The organism is Piezobacter thermophilus, from assembly GCF_055386745.1.
In genome coordinates this window covers 223,573-240,437 of sequence record NZ_AP042380.1, presented here as the reverse complement: position 1 = coordinate 240,437, position 16,865 = coordinate 223,573, and the positions used below count along the sequence as shown (strand labels likewise).

General features: G+C 66.8%; 16 protein-coding genes and 1 pseudogene. All 17 read right to left on the bottom strand.

Going from position 1 to position 16,865, the window contains the following annotated elements:
- Positions 1-39 precede the first annotated feature (39 nt).
- A pseudogene (locus ACZ5CM_RS01205) lies at positions 40-1,901 on the bottom strand (baseplate multidomain protein megatron); the annotation flags it as partial.
- Between the two features lie 3 nt (positions 1,902-1,904).
- Entirely contained in the window at positions 1,905-2,354 is a 450-nt protein-coding gene (locus tag ACZ5CM_RS01200; protein ID WP_464640525.1) for an NlpC/P60 family protein, read from the bottom strand.
- A 20-nt stretch (positions 2,355-2,374) separates the two neighbouring features.
- Positions 2,375-3,259 (bottom strand): DUF2163 domain-containing protein, encoded by an 885-nt coding sequence (locus tag ACZ5CM_RS01195; protein ID WP_464640523.1) that lies wholly within the window; start codon positions 3,257-3,259, stop codon positions 2,375-2,377.
- Positions 3,256-3,882 carry a phage distal tail protein, Rcc01695 family gene (locus ACZ5CM_RS01190; protein ID WP_464640521.1) on the bottom strand — a complete coding sequence of 209 codons (627 nt, stop codon included), beginning with the start codon at positions 3,880-3,882 and terminating at the stop codon, positions 3,256-3,258. The genes ACZ5CM_RS01195 and ACZ5CM_RS01190 overlap by 4 nt, the downstream gene beginning before the upstream one ends.
- On the bottom strand, positions 3,882-5,843 hold the full coding sequence (locus ACZ5CM_RS01185; protein ID WP_464642448.1) for a phage tail tape measure C-terminal domain-containing protein: 1,962 nt from the start codon (positions 5,841-5,843) through the stop codon (positions 3,882-3,884). The genes ACZ5CM_RS01190 and ACZ5CM_RS01185 overlap by 1 nt, the downstream gene beginning before the upstream one ends.
- Positions 5,765-6,049, bottom strand: coding sequence for a DUF7697 family protein (locus ACZ5CM_RS01180; RefSeq protein WP_464642446.1), 285 nt, complete (start codon positions 6,047-6,049; stop codon positions 5,765-5,767). Before ACZ5CM_RS01180 ends, ACZ5CM_RS01185 begins: the two co-directional genes overlap by 79 nt.
- 68 nt (positions 6,050-6,117) lie before the next feature.
- A complete protein-coding gene (locus ACZ5CM_RS01175; protein WP_464640519.1) occupies positions 6,118-6,558 on the bottom strand; it encodes a hypothetical protein in 441 nt (146 codons plus the stop codon).
- Positions 6,558-7,499 (bottom strand): phage tail tube protein, encoded by a 942-nt coding sequence (locus ACZ5CM_RS01170; protein WP_464640517.1) that lies wholly within the window; start codon positions 7,497-7,499, stop codon positions 6,558-6,560. Before ACZ5CM_RS01170 ends, ACZ5CM_RS01175 begins: the two co-directional genes overlap by 1 nt.
- A 24-nt stretch (positions 7,500-7,523) precedes the next feature.
- A complete protein-coding gene (locus ACZ5CM_RS01165; RefSeq protein WP_464640515.1) occupies positions 7,524-7,955 on the bottom strand; it encodes an acyl-CoA transferase in 432 nt (143 codons plus the stop codon).
- An 18-nt stretch (positions 7,956-7,973) separates the two neighbouring features.
- Complete coding sequence (locus ACZ5CM_RS01160; RefSeq protein WP_464640513.1) at positions 7,974-9,341, bottom strand: KAP family P-loop NTPase fold protein; 1,368 nt, start codon at positions 9,339-9,341, stop codon at positions 7,974-7,976.
- 136 nt (positions 9,342-9,477) lie between these two features.
- On the bottom strand, positions 9,478-10,122 hold the full coding sequence (locus tag ACZ5CM_RS01155) for a DUF6441 family protein (RefSeq protein ID WP_464640512.1): 645 nt from the start codon (positions 10,120-10,122) through the stop codon (positions 9,478-9,480).
- Positions 10,119-10,436 (bottom strand): head-tail joining protein, encoded by a 318-nt coding sequence (locus ACZ5CM_RS01150; RefSeq protein ID WP_464640510.1) that lies wholly within the window; start codon positions 10,434-10,436, stop codon positions 10,119-10,121. The genes ACZ5CM_RS01155 and ACZ5CM_RS01150 overlap by 4 nt, the downstream gene beginning before the upstream one ends.
- Positions 10,436-10,777, bottom strand: coding sequence for a DUF2190 family protein (locus ACZ5CM_RS01145; RefSeq protein ID WP_464640508.1), 342 nt, complete (start codon positions 10,775-10,777; stop codon positions 10,436-10,438). The genes ACZ5CM_RS01150 and ACZ5CM_RS01145 overlap by 1 nt, the downstream gene beginning before the upstream one ends.
- Positions 10,778-10,905: 128 nt before the next feature.
- A complete protein-coding gene (locus ACZ5CM_RS01140) occupies positions 10,906-12,978 on the bottom strand; it encodes a prohead protease/major capsid protein fusion protein (protein ID WP_464640506.1) in 2,073 nt (690 codons plus the stop codon).
- A 9-nt stretch (positions 12,979-12,987) separates the two neighbouring features.
- Positions 12,988-14,526 carry a phage portal protein gene (locus ACZ5CM_RS01135; protein WP_464640504.1) on the bottom strand — a complete coding sequence of 513 codons (1,539 nt, stop codon included), beginning with the start codon at positions 14,524-14,526 and terminating at the stop codon, positions 12,988-12,990.
- Positions 14,523-14,729, bottom strand: a complete 207-nt coding sequence (locus ACZ5CM_RS01130; RefSeq protein ID WP_464640502.1) for a phage head-tail joining protein — start codon at positions 14,727-14,729, stop codon at positions 14,523-14,525. Before ACZ5CM_RS01130 ends, ACZ5CM_RS01135 begins: the two co-directional genes overlap by 4 nt.
- Positions 14,730-16,712, bottom strand: a complete 1,983-nt coding sequence (locus ACZ5CM_RS01125; RefSeq protein ID WP_464640500.1) for a phage terminase large subunit family protein — start codon at positions 16,710-16,712, stop codon at positions 14,730-14,732.
- Positions 16,713-16,865: the final 153 nt, after the last annotated feature.

Here is a 16,865-nt window from a genome sequence, read left to right as displayed (position 1 = left end):
GCGGTCATGGTGGAGGTTCTGCCACCAGTTCCGCATGTCCTTCGGGCGGAACACCCAGGGCTCGTTGTAGAAGCCGTCGCTGATCGGGGTGCGGACCTGCGCCTGCCGTCGGCCTCACTGGCATAGAACCAGTCGTATCCCTCGCCGCCCTCGATATTGGCCCTGAGGTAATCGAGATCGCGGACAGAGGCCCAGCCGGCCTGGGCGTCGAGGTGAGCGGTGCCATCGCGCCAGTCGCTGAGCGGCAGGTAGTTATCGATGCCGACGAAGTCGATCGCCGGGTCGGCCCAGAGCGGGTCGAGGTGGAACAGCGCATCACCTGAGCCGTCCTGCGGCTGGTGGCCGAAATACTCGCTCCAGTCGGCGGCATAGCTGATCTTCGTGCCCGCCCCGAGGATCGACCGCACATCCGCTGCCAGTTGCTTCATGGCCGCAACCGCGGGAAACCCGGTGGCGCTGTCGCGGATGGTGGTGAGCCCGCGCAGCTCGGAGCCGATCAGGAAGGCATCGACACCGCCCACCGCCTTGCAGAGATGCGCATAGTGCAGGATCATCCGCCGGAAGCCCCAGTCATTGCCCCCGGTCCAGGTGACCGTTTCGCCCGAGACCGAGAAATCGGAGATCTGCGCATTGCCAAAGAAGGCCGCCACCTGCGTGGCCGCATCCGCCGTCTTGTCCACGGTGCCGACGTAGCCGGCGGCGGGCGAACAGGTGATGCGCCCACGCCAAGGATGGGCCGGCTGGCCCGGCGTGGCGGCGTTGTCCGAATACGGATTGGGCAATGAATTGCCCTCGGGGATGTCCATCAGCAGGAACGGGTAGAAGGTCACCCTGAGCCCTCTGGCCTTCATCTCCTGAATGGCCTGCACCACAGAGAAGTCGGCGGGCGTGCCGCCGTAGTTGGTCCTGCCCTCTGCATCGAGGCTGATCAGGTGGGCGCCGGCTCGGTCCACGCCGTTGACGGACCAGGTCTTCGGCGTGGTCACCTTGGCGGTGGTCTCGACGCCGGGCATGATCCGGCAGTTGCCGGCGCGCAGGTCGAGGCCGAACCACGAGACCACGAGGCTGACGTTCCCGATGTTGGGCGCCGCCGCCTGCAGGTTGTCGAGCGAGGCCAGGATGTCCGGCTGGCCGCTGGTGTTGTTGACGTTCTCCGAGGCTGTCGAACCGCCAGATCCACGGGTGATCGGCTCGGTGGCATAGACGAACTCGCCGGAGCCCGGGATCATGGTCACCGATCTCACCATCCCCTCGGCGGTATCCGCCTCCACCAGCGGCCGGAACACCTCGAAGGACAGTTGCGGGATTCGGTTGCCGAAGGGTGTCAGGTCGAGTTCCTCGAAGACCACGTAGGCGGTGCCCCGGTAGGCCGGGGCATTGCCGGCGCCCATCCTGACCTCGATGAACGGATCGGGCAGCTGCGTCTCGTCGCCGGTGTAAAGCCGCCAGGTCACCCCCGACAGATCCAGCGGCTTGCCATCGGCCCAGACCCGGCCGATGCCCGAGATCGGCCCTTCGCAGAGCGCCACGGCAAAGGACGCGGTGTAAGTGTAGCTGGTGGTGGTGACCTTCGGCCCGCCGCCCTTGCCGCCACCGGTCGTGCTGGTGCTGACGTGCTCGGTGAAATCCGTTGCCCAGATGATGTTGCCGCCAAGCCGCATGCGACCCCAGACGCGCGGGATCACGGCGCCTTCGGTGGATGTGGTGACGGCGAGGTTTTCCAGCCGCGCGCCTTCTATCCGCTGACCCGGCGTGAGTTGCGACACGATCCAGCTATCGATCAGCGAGCCTGCGAACGAACCCACGGCACCGCCGATGACGGCGGAGGACACGCCGAGAATCCCACCGCCGATGGAGGCGCCCAGCGCGGAGCCGGCGGAGGCAAGAAGGATCGAGGCCATGGGTCAGGTCGTGCGTTTGTCGGGAATGGGAAAGCGGAAGGCGAAGGCGATGCGGCGGCGCCAAGGGGCGGTCAGGGGTTCCTCGATGACCCCGGTGCGTTCATAGGCGTGAATGAAACGGTGAATATTTTGTCGTCCATTCGTGAGAATCCCGGCATGCTTGGCGATGGCACCGGCGCGCATGCGAAACAGCAGGACGTCGCCGGTGCGGGCCTCCGCAACGTCGATTTCGATCATCGCCGCCCGCGCGGCCTCGGCCAGGACTTCATGCGGCCCCGTTTCGCCCCAGTCGCGGGAATAGGGCGGCACCGGCATGGGCTCGGGGCCGACGACTTCGCGCCACACGCCCCGGATGAGCCCAAGGCAGTCGCAGCCGACACCCTTGACCGAGGCTTGGTCGTGATAGGGCGTGCCGAGCCAGCTGCGCGCCGCCCGGACGATCCGGGCTGGCATGATCTTCGCTGCCCCCACGCTCACAACACCGCCCCAGCGTTGTCTTCGCCCTTCGCGGCGTAGCGCACGACGGTGTCCTGGCCGGGGATGTGCGGGAAGCCCCGGAAGTTCGCGGCGTTCGCAAACTTCGCCTTGCAGGTCTCGAATGTCTTGTCGCAGCCTGCCGTGATGTCGAAGGTATCGCCAGCAGTGATCGCCAGAACCGGGGCTTCCAGAAGGGTGACGGTGACGTCCGTCGATCCCACCTCGTGCGTCAGAACCTCGGCCTTGCGGCCCGCGTTGGCGCCGCCGGTCCAACTCACGGTGCCCAGCGCGAACCAGCCGTCGGCGTAGGCGGAAAGACCCGACACCGTGAAGCTCCGGTCGCCCATGACGGTCACCACGGTGCCGGACCCCTTGTAGGTCGGATCGCTCAGGTCCACCCCGCAACGCGCATCGCCCAGCGCCGCATCGCAGATTGCCTGAAACGTCCGCCCTACGGTCTGATTCAGGACGTGCGAAAGCGAGCGCATTTCGGCCACGAACTGCACCCGCCCGCGCCGCACCTGGCCGATGGCGCCCCGGCGCATCAGCACGCGCTGCAAGGTGTCCTCCCAGTTCACACGCCAGATCTCCACTTCGGCGTTGTCCCAGCGCCCGTCGAGAATGTCGGTCTCGGTGATGGTGGTGGAGGTCAGCACGCCCTCGGTGTCCTGCGCGTCCACAGAAAGATCGGAGCCGGTGCGGATCTCGGATGCTGTAAAACCGGACTCAGGCTCAAATGTTGTGCCATCGAAGGACAGCGGCTGGTCATGGTCTGTGAAGCCGAATACTTGCCCGTCCGCGCGGGTCAGGCGCCAGCACCAGGCAAGCGTGGTGGTGCCGGTGTCGAGGTGGGCCTGCATTCCGGTGGGGAGGGCCTTCATCGCCGCACCTCGATGAGCGGAATGGACGTGATGGAGCCGAGGCGCTCGATATCGAGCGTCACGTCGAGCGTGTCGGTATCGAAGCGCACCGGCACGTCGAACTCGAAACCGGCGGTGATGGCGGCACCCGATGCCGGGGCGGAGGTGAAGGTGACCAGCCCGGTGGTGGTGTCGACCGACCAGCCGGTGGTCTGCTCGGCGCCGTCGATGGCCACCAGCACGGTGCCGTCCACGGGCTTCGTGATGGTCCGGGTCCAGGTCTGGGCACCGGACGTGTAAGCTTTGACCAGCTGGAAGTTGGTCGTGGTGCCATCGCCCGTGCCGATGGCCTGATCGGTGGCCGCCAGCGTCTGCGACGGCAGGCATGATTTGTAGTCCGCCCAGTCCTTCCATCGGAAACCATATAGCCGGCCGTTCCGCGCCTCGAAGAACGCCACCACCGCCGCGAGATCGTCGGCTCGGCGGATGCCGTAGGCCGCGTCATAGCGCCGGCGCGAGTTGGCCCAGCTGGCGTTGCGCTCCTCGTCGCCGCTCGCGAGCTCCACGATCTGCGTGCGCCGCTCGGGGCCTCCGCGCGCGCCCCGGCTGATGTCGTCCGGGAACCGGACCTCATGGAAGGCCATTACATCCCCCTCCGACCCATCGCGACCGCGCGGGCGATATCAGCGGCCACTTGCGCGCGGCTTTGACGGAAGCTCTCCGCATCGCGGGCCTGTATGGTGATGTTGACGGGGGCACCACCGACGCCTGCCGCCACCTCGCGACGGCTCAGCACCCGCTCACCGCGTTGCAGGATCGCCGGCACCTCGTCGGGGCGCAGGCCAGCCCATCCACCGGAATGCATGCGCGGCGCGCCGGAAAAGGCCAGCGCCGGAACCGCCCGTGTCGGCCCACCGGCGCCCACGACGCCGCCGGAATGGAGCACGGAGGCCAGCAGCCCGCCGGTGCCGCCAAGCCCGCCCAGCGCGCCGGACAGGACGTTCGCCAGAGGCCCCAACAGGAACCGCCGGGCCGAGAGTTGCGCGAAGTCCGCCAGCATCGAGGTCACCAGCGAACGGAAATCCAGCTTGCCGGTGCGCACGAAATTGCCGATGGCCTGCTCGGCGCTGCGGAAAGCGCCGACAAGGCTGTCACCGATGCCCTTGCCGAGATTGGCGGCCTTTTCGGCATAGGCGGTCAGCGTTTCCTTCGCCGCATCCAGCCCGGTAGCCTGTTCCTCGAGCGCCTTTCTGGTGGCGCGCACCGAAGCGGCGGCGCGGCGCTGTTCGCGGTTCCACGCGGCCAGCGCCTGCTTGTTCCGGGCCACGGCTTCGGCATTGGCCACATAGGCCTCGCGCTGCCTGCGCAACCCTTCCTGCAGGATCGGATCGGCCCCGGTGACGTCGCCCACGCGGGCGTCGAACCGCGCGCCGGCCAGCGCTCTGGCCAGCCCCGTAGGGTCGTCCTTGAATTTCAGGCGGATTTCGCTCTGGCGCAGGGACGAGAGGCTTTGCGCCACCAGCGACATGGCGTTGCCGGCGGCGCGCGCGAGCTCGTCCGCCAATGCCGTCGCCTGCGCCGCCGCGCCGCCCACCGAGTCCGATGCGTCGTCCATGGTCGAGCGGAACCGGATCGTGGCAAGCGCCGCGTCGGTGAGCTGCTTCAGCAGGGTGCGCTGCTCGGCGGTCATGTTCTCAACCCCGCCCAGCGCTGCGGTATAGGACTTGCGCAGGCGCTCGAGCGCCGCCGCCTGTTCTTCGATGCCTTTCGCGTCCCGCAGGTCCGCCATGGCTCCGGCGAGGGCGACCGCATCCTTCATTGTGATGCCCAGCGCGTCTCTCAACTCGTAGACCGGTCCGGTCAGATCGCCCACCGAGATCAGGCTGGTCTGCAGCTCGGAAATCCGGCTCATGATCTCGAGGTTGCGCTGGGCGTTGTCGCCGACATCCAGCCCTTCGCTCACGAGTCGGCGCTGCTCTTGCCGCAGCTGCTCGATTTCGGCGTTGACCATGCCGACTTCGCCGGCGGCCTTTTCGAACTCGGCGCGGGTCAGGCTGCCGATCTCGCCCAACGCATCGCGGGCGGAGGTCATGCCCACGGCGATCTGATCAAGCGCCTCCAGCTTGGCCAGATCGCGCTGCACGACCAGAAGCGCGCGGGCTTCGCCGGCCAACTGACCGTATTTCTTGACCAGATCGCCGGTCGGGGCCTCCGCCGCCCTGGCGCTCGAGGCATAGGCCGACACGGCGGACTCCAGCCCCTTGATGCTGTCGGCCAGCCTGTCGCCGGTCTCCGAGGCCGAAAGCATGTCGGCAATGAACGGCCCGAGCACGCCGGCGACGATACCGATGGCAATGCCGAGGCCACCGAAGCCCAAAAGCAGGTCGGGCATCTGGATGGTCAGCGCGCGGAAATAGTCGCCCGTGACCGCGCCCTGCTGCGCCACCTGGTTCAGCTGCAGGCCCATATTGCGCAGGGCGTTGCGCGATCCGCGCGAGGTGCGGCCGAGCACGCCGAGGCGACGGTTCAGCCCGTCGACTTCGCGCCCGACCATGGCGAAGGACCGCTTGCCCTCGTCGCCGATGCCGCGAAACTCGGCGCGCACCTGCCTGCCGCCGGTGGCGCCGATCCGCACGCTGACGCGCTTTTCAGCCATGGATCAGTCCTCGTTCTTTTCTTCATGGAGCGCACCATCACCGCCTCGATCGCGGGCAGCAGGTGGCCGACCGCCGCGGGATCGACGCCCAGCGCCCCGGCCAGCGCCAGCGCCGCGCCCATGTCCCAGCCGATGACGCCGCCCGCGGGCGCCACACGCAGCTGCCCACCGAGGCGACCCACCAGGTCCCAGACCTGGCAGCCCTCAACGGTTTGCGGTGCATTCAGGTTTCGGGGGCATTCTTCACAGACGCCTTCGCAGGATTCGCAGTATCCGCCGCCCCCGCCGAACTCCCATTCGGCAAGGGCGATGAGACGTTTTTTTCCGATTCCAGCGCATGCAGCGGGGCCAGGTAGAGCGCCCGGAAGGCCAGGTAGACCCAGGGCACGTCCATCAGGGCGTCCACGGTCTCGGGGGTGGATTCGTCCAGCGGGTTGCCTTCCGCGTCCCCGACGCCCTCCCAGGCCACGATCACGCGGCGCGCCCAGGCCTTGGCCTCGAGCACGCCGGCATCCACGTCCGGTTCCTCCTCGAAGGCCCCGGCCTCGGCCATCTCGCGCCAGACCTCGGTGGCAATGGCGCTGACGGGCGGCACCACCTTCACGCGGACGCCGCGCCCGAGGTCGAGCCATTTAGGTTCGGTCGATAGCTCCAGCCTGATCATCAGTATGCCGCCACCTGGTTGTTGAGCACCACCGTGCACATCTGCCCGGCCACGCTGTCATAGGCCGCCTGCCAGTCGAAGCTCGCCTGAATACCCTGCGGGCCCTGAATCTCCACCTTCGGGCGGGGCAGGTAGACGGCATGCGCCGTGATCGTCAGGCTCTGGGTGGCCGAGAGCGTCCAGGAGAACTCCAGCTCGGCGGCGGTGCCGTTCAGCGCCTGATCCATCAGCGTCGTGTCGGCGAACCGCACGTCGATCCGGCCCGTGAGCGCGGCAATCGAGGGATCGGCCCCGTCGATGCGCCCGTCGGAGCGGATGGTCTCGATCCGGTCGAGATTGTTGGCGTAGGTGAGTTCGGCCGAGACCACGTTGCCGAGGCTGACGCCGTTCCGCGTGATCGCCCCGTTGAAATGGCCGAAGCGCTGCAGCGCCCATGTGGTGGGCGTGCCGGCCTGGCTGGCCGCGGCGACGCTCTCGCCTTGGGCCACCAGCCCGACCGTTGCGGTCAGCAGCCCCGCGCGCTCCATGCGGAAGCCGAGCCGGTCGAGCACGCATCCGGAATACATGGCAAAGCGCGGCACCTCGGGCATCCCCACCTCGATCGACATCGAGGGCAGGGACCAGCTGCCCGAGGTGAAGGTATGGGTGTAGTCGGGCGCGGCGCCGGTGGTCACCGGATCGCCAAACGCAGCCTTCAGCCAGAAGCCCAGCGCCTCGAGATCTACGGGAACCTCGATGTCGCCGTCCACCGTCACCGCATCCTTGATCGGGGCCAGCGGGTCGCGCCCGTAGCCCAGAAGCTCGGATTCCAGAAGCGGCTGTTCGGCACCCAGCGATACGGTGGCGAAGGGCATCTGGTAGAAGCCGCTCGCGGGTGCGGTGCCGTAAGAAGTCTCGAACGCGGCCGCAAGCTGCGACCGCGCGCCTTGTGCGCGTGCCATGTGTCAGTCCTTTCGGTTGTCGTTTCAGCTGAGCGGATCGCTCGTCACGTAGTGAAGCGTCACCGCGATCACCGCGGCCTTGAGCGCCTGCGCGCCCTCGACGGGCAGGTCCACGGGCTGGGGCGCGTCGGGTTCCACCCAGTCGCACAATCCGCCCAGCGTGCGATCGGCGGCAATGGCCGCGCCGATGGCGGCGGCGAGCGCGTCAAACGCGGCGTCGCGGGCGGCCTGGGCCTTGCCCTGGACGATCACCTCGACCTCCGCGCGGTGCCGCCAGTGGTATTGCAGGGGCGAGAGCGTCACCTCGGGTTCGCCCGGCTCGCCGTCCCGCAGGATCACCAGCCCGCCCGCCGGTACCCGTTCGGGCAGCACCTCGCCGCGCAGGACGGTGGCGTTGGGGATGGTTTGCAGGGTGGTGAGGAGGGCGGAAAGGATGGTTTCGCGGGGGGTGGGCATGGTCCTGACATCCCCGGATTATGTTTTAACCTGCGCGGGATCGATCAGATGATCGCTTTGGAAAACATCAAGATGCCGTGAAAACAATTCCCGCCGCAGGGAATCAGTATCTTCACCGAATCCCAACTCCGATCTCCATCTAAGATCGTTGCCCTGTGAATAAAGGAACCCTCTCTTCAAGAAAAAGTACCATGCATTAACAATCTCGATTTCGGGTGAGCCAGAATTTTCAGTTATTTCTGAAAAGGAAAAATACTTGGCTACTTTTAGCCAAGTTTCAGGGAGATTTTCACCCTGCCTTATCTCGTCGAGAAGTTGAGGGTTTCCAATTTCGAGAATCAGCAATCCCGCAATTAAAATGTATCTTCCGCGGCTTCTCGGATGATCTGGGAGTGCAGGGGTCAAGACCGCAGCGGAAACCAGCTTCTCCATATTTCGAAGCGTCAAAGGGCAACTTTCGCCCCAGATTTCCAAATAGCAGTCGATCATGCCTTTGTAATGCGCATTGTCCAAAGCCATGGCGTCGGCAACGTGGTTAAAATATGTTCTGGCCTCACTCCCTTGGGGCCCATGGTCGAGCCCGGGTTCCAAACGCATCCGAACATCAATGAATTTCTGGAGATAGGCATTTGTATCCACGCCAGCTCCATACCGGCTCTGTATCGAGTTGCCCAACTCTTCCAAATTGACCCCTAAGACGAAATGAACATTGGGGACCGAGAAGAAATGCTTGATTATTTCCAGAAGAGACAACGCATAGTCCGGCCTGCAACGATCAAGCTCATCGACAATGAAGATGAACTGCCTTTGTTCATCTTCGGCTGTGGCGAGTTCCGTCAGCGCTTTGGCAAAGTTCTCCATTGCCGCCATGCGCCCGGTTTCCGCCTTCCAAAGCTCGTCGAGCAGGGAATTCGCCTGTTCATTCGCCGCACCAACAATCGCAGCAATAATCGGTCCGGATGCTTCCGATACTCCTGCAGTTGCAGCAGCGAGGCCGATGCGTAACAACGGCTTTCCAGCGCTGATCGCCGCATGCTTCAATTTCTCAATTTTTTTGGGGGCGCCGTTTCCGTTGGCAAATCTCTTTTCCAAAGCAAAAGTGAGAGCAAGAAGTGGATCGCTCAGGTAATCGTTCTTGAACGCATCAAAATAAACGACAATGTCTTCAGAATAGCCGAAACCATGGACGTGCGCGCCGCACCAGCATTTCAGGAAGTGAGACTTTCCGCTCCCCCAAGGCCCGTCGAGGGCAACAACAATGGGGGTGTCAATCGAAGACAGTAAGCCCGAAAGTTTTTCCCCCATGTCCTGCCTGCCAAGCTTGCAGTGCGGGGAAAAACCGTCTGTTCCGATATCGATCTGAGGTTCAGGGAGGCGAAGTTTCATGATGGGGGCGTTCCGTCTACATGGATAAGGCTTGTTGGCGCACAATGATGTTGAGCGCCAAGTTACGTTCAAATCTACCATGCGATACCATTGACAGCTATGGGGAAGCCATTGGCGTCTAGCCGGAGAACTGGTTTCATGACTCCCTCCACCTTTCCACAATCATCCCCGGTACCTGCCTCGCAACCCTCTCCGCTTCCCGCGCCAGATCCAGCCACTTGGACAGCTTAACCTGCGGCACCAGCACGAAGATCGGAATCACGACGTTCCTCCGGAACCGCCGCTTGGAGGCGGTCCAGCCAAGCGGGTCGCTGGTCCGCCGCTCCCGCGCCGTGCCGTCGTCCACCAGCAGCGGGAAGCGGCCCTTGCGGTAGACGAAACGCAGTCGCCGACCGGTGCGTTCCTCCCACAGGTGCGGGGTGATGCGGGCGTTGCGCGGCCCGCGCATCCGCTTCGCCACCCGGTCGACCGGGATCGCCAGCCAGAACCCGTCCTTCGAGCGGATCAGCGCCCCGCGCTCGAACGCGCCCACGATTTCCGGGGCCTTCGACCAGATCAGCGCCGCAGCGTCCATGCTGACGGTGCCTTCGGGGTAGCGCCTGGCACGGATGGTGTTGGCCAGCCGGCGCCCGAGCCCGGCCCCGGTGATCTGTCCGCGCCACGCGCGCTTCACGCTGCGACCGGCGCGGTCCATCGCTGCGGTGACGGCCTGCTCGCCCGCGAGATACTCACGATGGAGCTGCGCCTGCAGATCTTCCTCGGTGCGGAAGGTGATCCTCATGCCGGCACCAGCTCCGCCGTCCAGATCAGCCGTTCGGCATCGCGCACCGGCTCGCCCTGCACGACATAGACGGTTCCGTCGAGGTCCAGCTGGTCGCCCTCCGCCAGATCCGGCGCGGCGCTGACCAGCATGTCCACGACGAGGGTCTCGGAGAATACCCGCGCACCGCCGAAGCTGGTAACCTCGTCGGGCAGGCGGGCGATGACACGCACCGGCGTGCCGGCGCCGGCGCCGCCCGGGTAGAGGGTGGCGTCCCTGGCCATGATCGGGTTGGAGAAGATCGCGGCCAGGGCGCCGGGAAGGGCCGCCACCATCAGACGATGCCGTTGAGCCGCACCTTGCCGATGGTGTCGGAGGCGCCGCCGCCCACCGCCTCCCAGGCCGCGCCGATCAGCGCGTTGGCGCCGGCCCCGTCGGAGATGGTGGCATACCAGTTGGTGGCGTCCCAGTAGACCTTGTCGCCGACGGCCCAGGCCTCGGACGGCGCTTTGGGCAGGGAATAGACACCGACCAGCGCGATGGTGCCTTCCTCGCCGGTCTTGATGTCGCCGGTGGCGACGCCGAAGAAAGAGCCGACCACCACGGCCGCGCCCGAGGCGATGTCGGCCCCGGAGGTGAAGGCCAGGTGATGACCCTTGGAGACGTAGTTTTTCATGGGGGTTTCCTTTCAGGAGTTCTGGCCGTGCCGATTTTTTTGCCCTGCCGGGAGGTCGAGAAAACGGGCACGGCCTGGATTGCCATCACCCCGATGTCACGCAAACATCGGGGTGACGTCACGCATCATCAGAGGCCGGCGTTCTTGAACAGCCCGCGCCAGTCGATGGCCTTGGCCGCGAATTCGTGGCGGGCCTTGATCTCGACGCCGTCCACCTCGAAGCCGTAGCGGGTTTCGGTGTAGACGCCTTCCTGACCGTCCAGATAGGCGTATTCCACCGTGTCGATGCGCACCGGATCGGCGGCCAGGAACCACGGATCGACGCCGCCGGCATCGATCAGCCGCGGCTCTTCCACCACCTGCAGCCGACCGGCAAAGGTGTTGACGTCGGCGGTGTTGGAGGGCGTGGTCGCGGTGACCTGCTTGCGCGCCTCGATCGCGCGCGAGCCCGGGGGCACGATGATGAAGCGCGGCAGAATCGAGATCGGCCGCCCCTCGAGCCCCGTCTGCTGGCCGAACAGCCGCCAGGCTTCGCCCAGCGCCGCTTCGGTGATCGCCGCCGCCGTGCCCACGTTGCCGTGCGCCGCGTCGAACAGGGCCGTGCCATCGCCCATCACCGGGTTGCCGGTCAGGATGGAATAGACGATGTCGCTTTCCAGATCGGCAGCCGACGCCCCGAAGGCCATGGGGATGCGGGTGAGCGCATCGAGATCGTCGTTGACGATGGCCTCGCGGGAAATGGCGATGATCTTGCCGTATTTCGACAGGCTGTAGACCTCCTTGCCGTCCGAGACCGCCCCGTAGGTGTACTCGCCATGCTCGGGCACCTTCGCCAGATCCGGCGCGCCGGACAGCTGGGTGCGGCTCACCTCCTTGTAGTCCGGCACGGTGGTGCGCCGCGCCCAGGAGACGAAGCTGCGCGGGGTGGACTCGTAGGCCTGCCGCAGGGTCTTGTTGGCCACGTTGGCCAGAATCGCCGGCAGATCGCTGGTGGTCATCATGCCCGCGCGCCCGGTGAGCGCCTCGGAGACGACGGCCACGTCGCTCATGGCGCCGGTGCTGCGCCCGGAGCGCTCGAGGATGTTGCGCGCGATCTGAGGCAGCTTGAGGCCGCGCAGCTCGCGCGCGCCGGTATCGATGTCGCCCTGCAGGACGCCCGCGCGGTGCATGATCGCCGTGGTGGCGGCGTCGCGATAGGCGGCTTCGGATTCGCCGCTGCTGCGTGCCTGCGCCGGCAGGGCGGTGCGGCCCTCGAACGGGTCGGCCTCGGCCAGATGGTCGAGGATCTCCGCGCGTGCCGCATCCAGAGAGATGCCGCGGCGGATCATGTCCTCGGCGCTGTCGGCCAGCCCGTGCTTGCGGCAGAGCGTCAGGATTTCGCTGACGCGCCGGCGCTCGGCTTCGATCGCGTCGTTCGTATCGGCAACCTGCGGCGCACGGGCTTCCTGCTCGGCGGCCCGAGCATCGACAGCCGCCTCGATCGCGTCAACGGTCTGCACCGCGTCATCGGCGGTGCGGGTGATGGTGTCGGCCTGGCGGCCGGTTTTCGCGGCGCCCTTTGCCGCCCTGGCCTTGCTGCTCATGGTCAGTCCTTTCGATTGATCTTCGGATAAGGGAGTGATGTCGCGCCTCACGATGGCGCATGGGTGGAGCCGTTCCCGCCCGGCGTCTTCCGAACGGATGGACGCTCCCGGATCGGCGGGCATGGCGACCGCCGAAATCTCGTAGGGTTCCCAGTCGACGGCGCGCCACAGCTCGCGTTCGCCGTCGCGTTTTTCGATCTCGTACTTGTGGACGCGGTAGCCCACCGAGACCTTGTTCACCGATCCTTCGAGGATGCGGTGGATGATGGATTCCGCGTCCGGCGCCGAGGTCAGCCGGATCGTCGCCCGGCCCTCGCCGCCCTCGATCTTCACCGAGCCCGGCACCACGTTGCCGAGCACGGAATTCAGCGACCATCCCATGTGCGATTCCAGGAACGGCGCGCCGTCGTTCAGGCGCCCGAGCCGCACGACGTTCGGCGAGACGATCAGCTCCTCGTCATACTCGACGAGACTGTCCCAGCCTTCCCATCGCGCCCGGCGCACCGTGGCGCCGGTGGTCCAGACTACGTCGATGGTCCGGTCCTCCCTGTCGATCGCGTCTGGCACGACGGTGGCCTCCCGCCCGAGCACGGGCAGGTTCAGCATGTCTTTCGGCATGGTGTTCTCCTATTGTTGGGTGTCGTTCTGACCGTCGCCCGGCTGCGTCGGATCGGTGGCCTGCGCAAGGCCCGCCTTGGTCACGCGGCGGGGATCGCTGTCGAACACCAGATCGCGCGCATCCGTCTGGGCGGCGAAGGACGACCATTCCTCGATCACCTCTTCCGGGTCGCGGCCCCGGCGGGCGATCTGCTCGGGCAGCGTCGAGAAACCGGCACGCACCTCCAGCATGTCCGCCTGCACGTCCTGCAGCGGGTTCACGCTTTCGAAGCGCGGCGGTTGCCAGGTGGCCGGGATCTCGCGGTCGGCCGGCAGCAGGCCCGCCACCTGCGCCATCTCCACGAACCAGCGCCACACGGGCTCGCAGAACATCGGGATCACCGTCTGCGTCTGCAGCTGCTCCACCATCCGGCGGAACTCGTTGAGGCCGACCCGCGAGGACGAGAAGTTCGTCTGGCTCAGATCCCCGGTCATCAGCGCGTAGGGCACCCGGAACCCTGCCGCGATGATGTGCAGCTGCACCCGGTGCCATTCGTAGACGCCTGCGGTGCTGCCGGGCTGGTTGAACTTGATGTCCTTGCCGCCGCGGGCATAGGCGATCAGGCCCGGCTCGAACTGTTCGACCAGATTGCCGTCGGCGTCCTGCACCTGCGGGGCGATGGCCAGCTGGTCCTCGTCATTGCCGAAGACGATGCCGACGAGACAGGCCTCCGTCTTCTTGCGGACGAGCTCGGCGCGCTGCCAATCATCCACGTCGCGGATCGAGCGCATCGCTGGCGCGCCCCATGGCACGCCCCGGTTCTGCACCCGCTGGCGCTCGAACAGATGCGCCACCTTCGAGGCCGGCACCCGCACCGGCTTCAGCGTCGTCTGGCCGACCAGCCCGCCCGGATGGTCGCGATACATCCAGTAGGCCACGCGGCGACCGAAACGGTCGTATTCGATGCCCTGGACGACGCGGTTGCCGGCACCCTTCCGGTCGTCCCATGTCTCGGCCAGATGATCCGCCTCGCGCAGCTCGATTCTCAGCGGCACGCCGGCGGGCAGATCATTGCCGTTGCGGCGCAGCACGCGCTTGACCGCGAACACCTCGCCGCCCTCGATCATCTCGCGCACTGCCAGGGTCAGAATCCCCTGGAAGGTCGTGTGCCCGTGGGCGTCCGGCCCCTTCGCCCAGCGCTTCCAGAGCCGGTCGACCTGCTTGTCGAGCTCCGTATCGCCGGTGTTGGCACGCGGCTGGATGCCCTTGCCGACGATGTTGTTGACCAGCACCTGCACGGCCTGGGCGGCGATGGCGTTGTTGCGCACCAGATCCCGCATGCGGTTGCGCAGGAGCGCCCCGGCGGCGGCGATCTCGGCATCGGCCGAGGTGGCCCCGGCCGTCCAGCCGTCGGTGCCGCGCCCGCGCGCCGCCCCCTCGTAGCCACGGCGCAGGTTGTCGATCGCTACCCGGGCGGCATAGCGCTTCGCCGCCCGGCGCGGGGCCACGACGGACAGGGCGGCATCGAGCAGCGTCCAGCGCGTCTGCGGTGGCCTCGCCCTGCTCATCCCGACCTCCGAAACGAGGCGAAGCCGGCCACAGGGCGGGCGGCTCCGGCGCCGGCGGCTATCTCGCCCTCGATCACGCGGATGCGTCGCAAGAGATCGTCGGCGCTGCCGTATTCCACGGTCTTGCCCTCATAGGTGATGCGCAGGATGCCCTGGGCGTAGGCCGCCTTGAGCGCATCCAGCTCGGCTTGCGAATATGCCATCTAGAACCAGTTCCCCCGTCTCTTCGTACCCAGCCAGTCCGAGCGCCGCCGCGCAGCCGGTTTTCTCGTCGTGCGCCCGGGCAGCCCGGCCGGTTCTTCCTCCACCACGCCCGGCGCCAGCTGGGCTTCGAACTCGTCCCAGCGCCTGTCGTCCCAGCGATCCATGCCCATCAGCCAGGCGGCGGCGCGGGCGTAGACCCGGCAGTCGAGCGCCTCGTTGCGCTCGCGCGTCTGTTCCCACACCAGCTTCTGGAACCCCTGCGGGGTCTTCTTCATCACCAGCTGCTCGGCGGTGAGCTGCCTGAACCATTCGGCCGGCACGCCCCTGGCCACATGGATGTATCCCGAGGGCCAGCCCGCGCCTTCCGCCAGATCTTCCTCGGTCGGCTTCGGCAGCCGCAGGAAGCGGTAGGTCTCGGACTTGAACACCGCCACCGCCACCTTCCACAGCTGCACACCGCTTTTCACCCGGCGCCCGGCTTCCGTCTTGTCCGGGAAGGTCGGGCCGTCCACCGGGGTCGAGCGGTCGAACCCCGTCACGCCCTTGACCGCCAGCACCTGCCGGCCGGCCGAGCGCACCCAGCTGTAGACCCTGCTGGTCGTGAGACCGTCGCCGGTGTCGATCGCGAGCCGCGCCAGCGCCACCTCTCGACCGCCCGCATGCGTCCACGTGGCACCGAGAAACTCCGTCATCTCGGCCCACACCGCGTCCTGCGAGGTGTCGCCGTCGAACACCACGTGATCGACCAGCCAGCTTTCAAGGCCGCGCCCCCAGCCCCAGACGTCGACCTCGATGCGGTCGCGCTGCACGTCGGCGCCGGCGGTCAGCACCAGCGCGCCCTCCGGCACCGTTCCGAGCCGCCAGTCCTCGCGACGCTCATAGAGGCGCTCCCAGTCCGGCGCGTCGCCCTTCTCGGCCCAGGTCTCGCCCAGGATCGTGTTCTTGACCGTCTTGAGCGCGGCGTCGTTGCCCACCGCTTCTTCCCATTTGCGCGCGATCTCGGCCCAGCTCAGCCAGCCCAGCGGCGAATAGAGCGCATTGATATGATAGCCCCTGATCCCGGCGGCATCGGCGCGTTCGCGGGTTTCGTCGTCCGCCGTCGGCAGCCAGCAGGCGCCGTTTTCCTCGGCCATCATCTGCGTCTTGAACCGCTCGTCGATCGGTTCCTCGCAGTGCTCGCAGACGTAATGGGCGGTCTCGGGTTTTCCCTTCTCCCAGCGCAGGCGCTCGAAGCGCAGCCATTGCAGGGTGCCGCAATGGGGGCAGGGCACGTGATAGCGGCGCTGGTCGCTCAATTCGAACTCCCGCTCGATACGGCTGGCCCCGGTGATGGTGGGCGTGGACGCCAGGAACAGCTTGGCCCGGTGGCCGAAGCTGGCGCAGCGCGCCTCGGCCAGCGCGATCGGATCGCCCTCGCCGTCAACATCTCCCGGATAGGCGTCGACCTCGTCGAGAAACACCCAGCGTGCCGGCATCGAGCGCAGGCCCACCGCCGAGTTGGCACCGGTCAGCACCAGCTGGCCGCCGGGAAACCGCTTGGCCAGGATCGTGTTGCCGCTGTCCTTCGACCGCGCGGGCGAGATGCGCTCGCGCAGCTCCGGGCTTTCCTCGATCAGCGGCGCGATCCGCTGCTGCGACAGGCGCTTGGCGGTGTCGACCGTCGGCTGCACCAGCAGGAACGGCCCCGGCGCCTGGTGGATGCAGTAGCCCAGCCAGTTGTTGCCGGCCTCTGTCGCGCCCACCTGTGCGGCCTTCATGAACACGATCCGCCGCGTCGGGTCGCTGGGGCTGAGCGCATCCATGATCTCGCGCATGTAGGGTGTGCGCGCCGTGCGGTAGGGCCCGGCCTCGGAGGCCGCCCGCGAGGACAGCACCCGGTGCCGGTCTGCCCATTGCGAAACCGTCAGCGCCGGATCCGGGGCGAGGCCGGCCAGCCATGCGCGGCGGATGTCCTCGGCACCGTCGAAGTCAGCGAGCGGCATGGCCGGGATCTCCGCCTGAATTGTATGGGGGCAGACCGCGCCGATTCCGCCGCTGAATGTCGTTATGGAGCGCATGCACCAGCTCCCGCAGGAGCGCATCCCGACACACCCACCGCCCGCGCCAGAATACGCGCTTCGGTCGACTACTGAGCC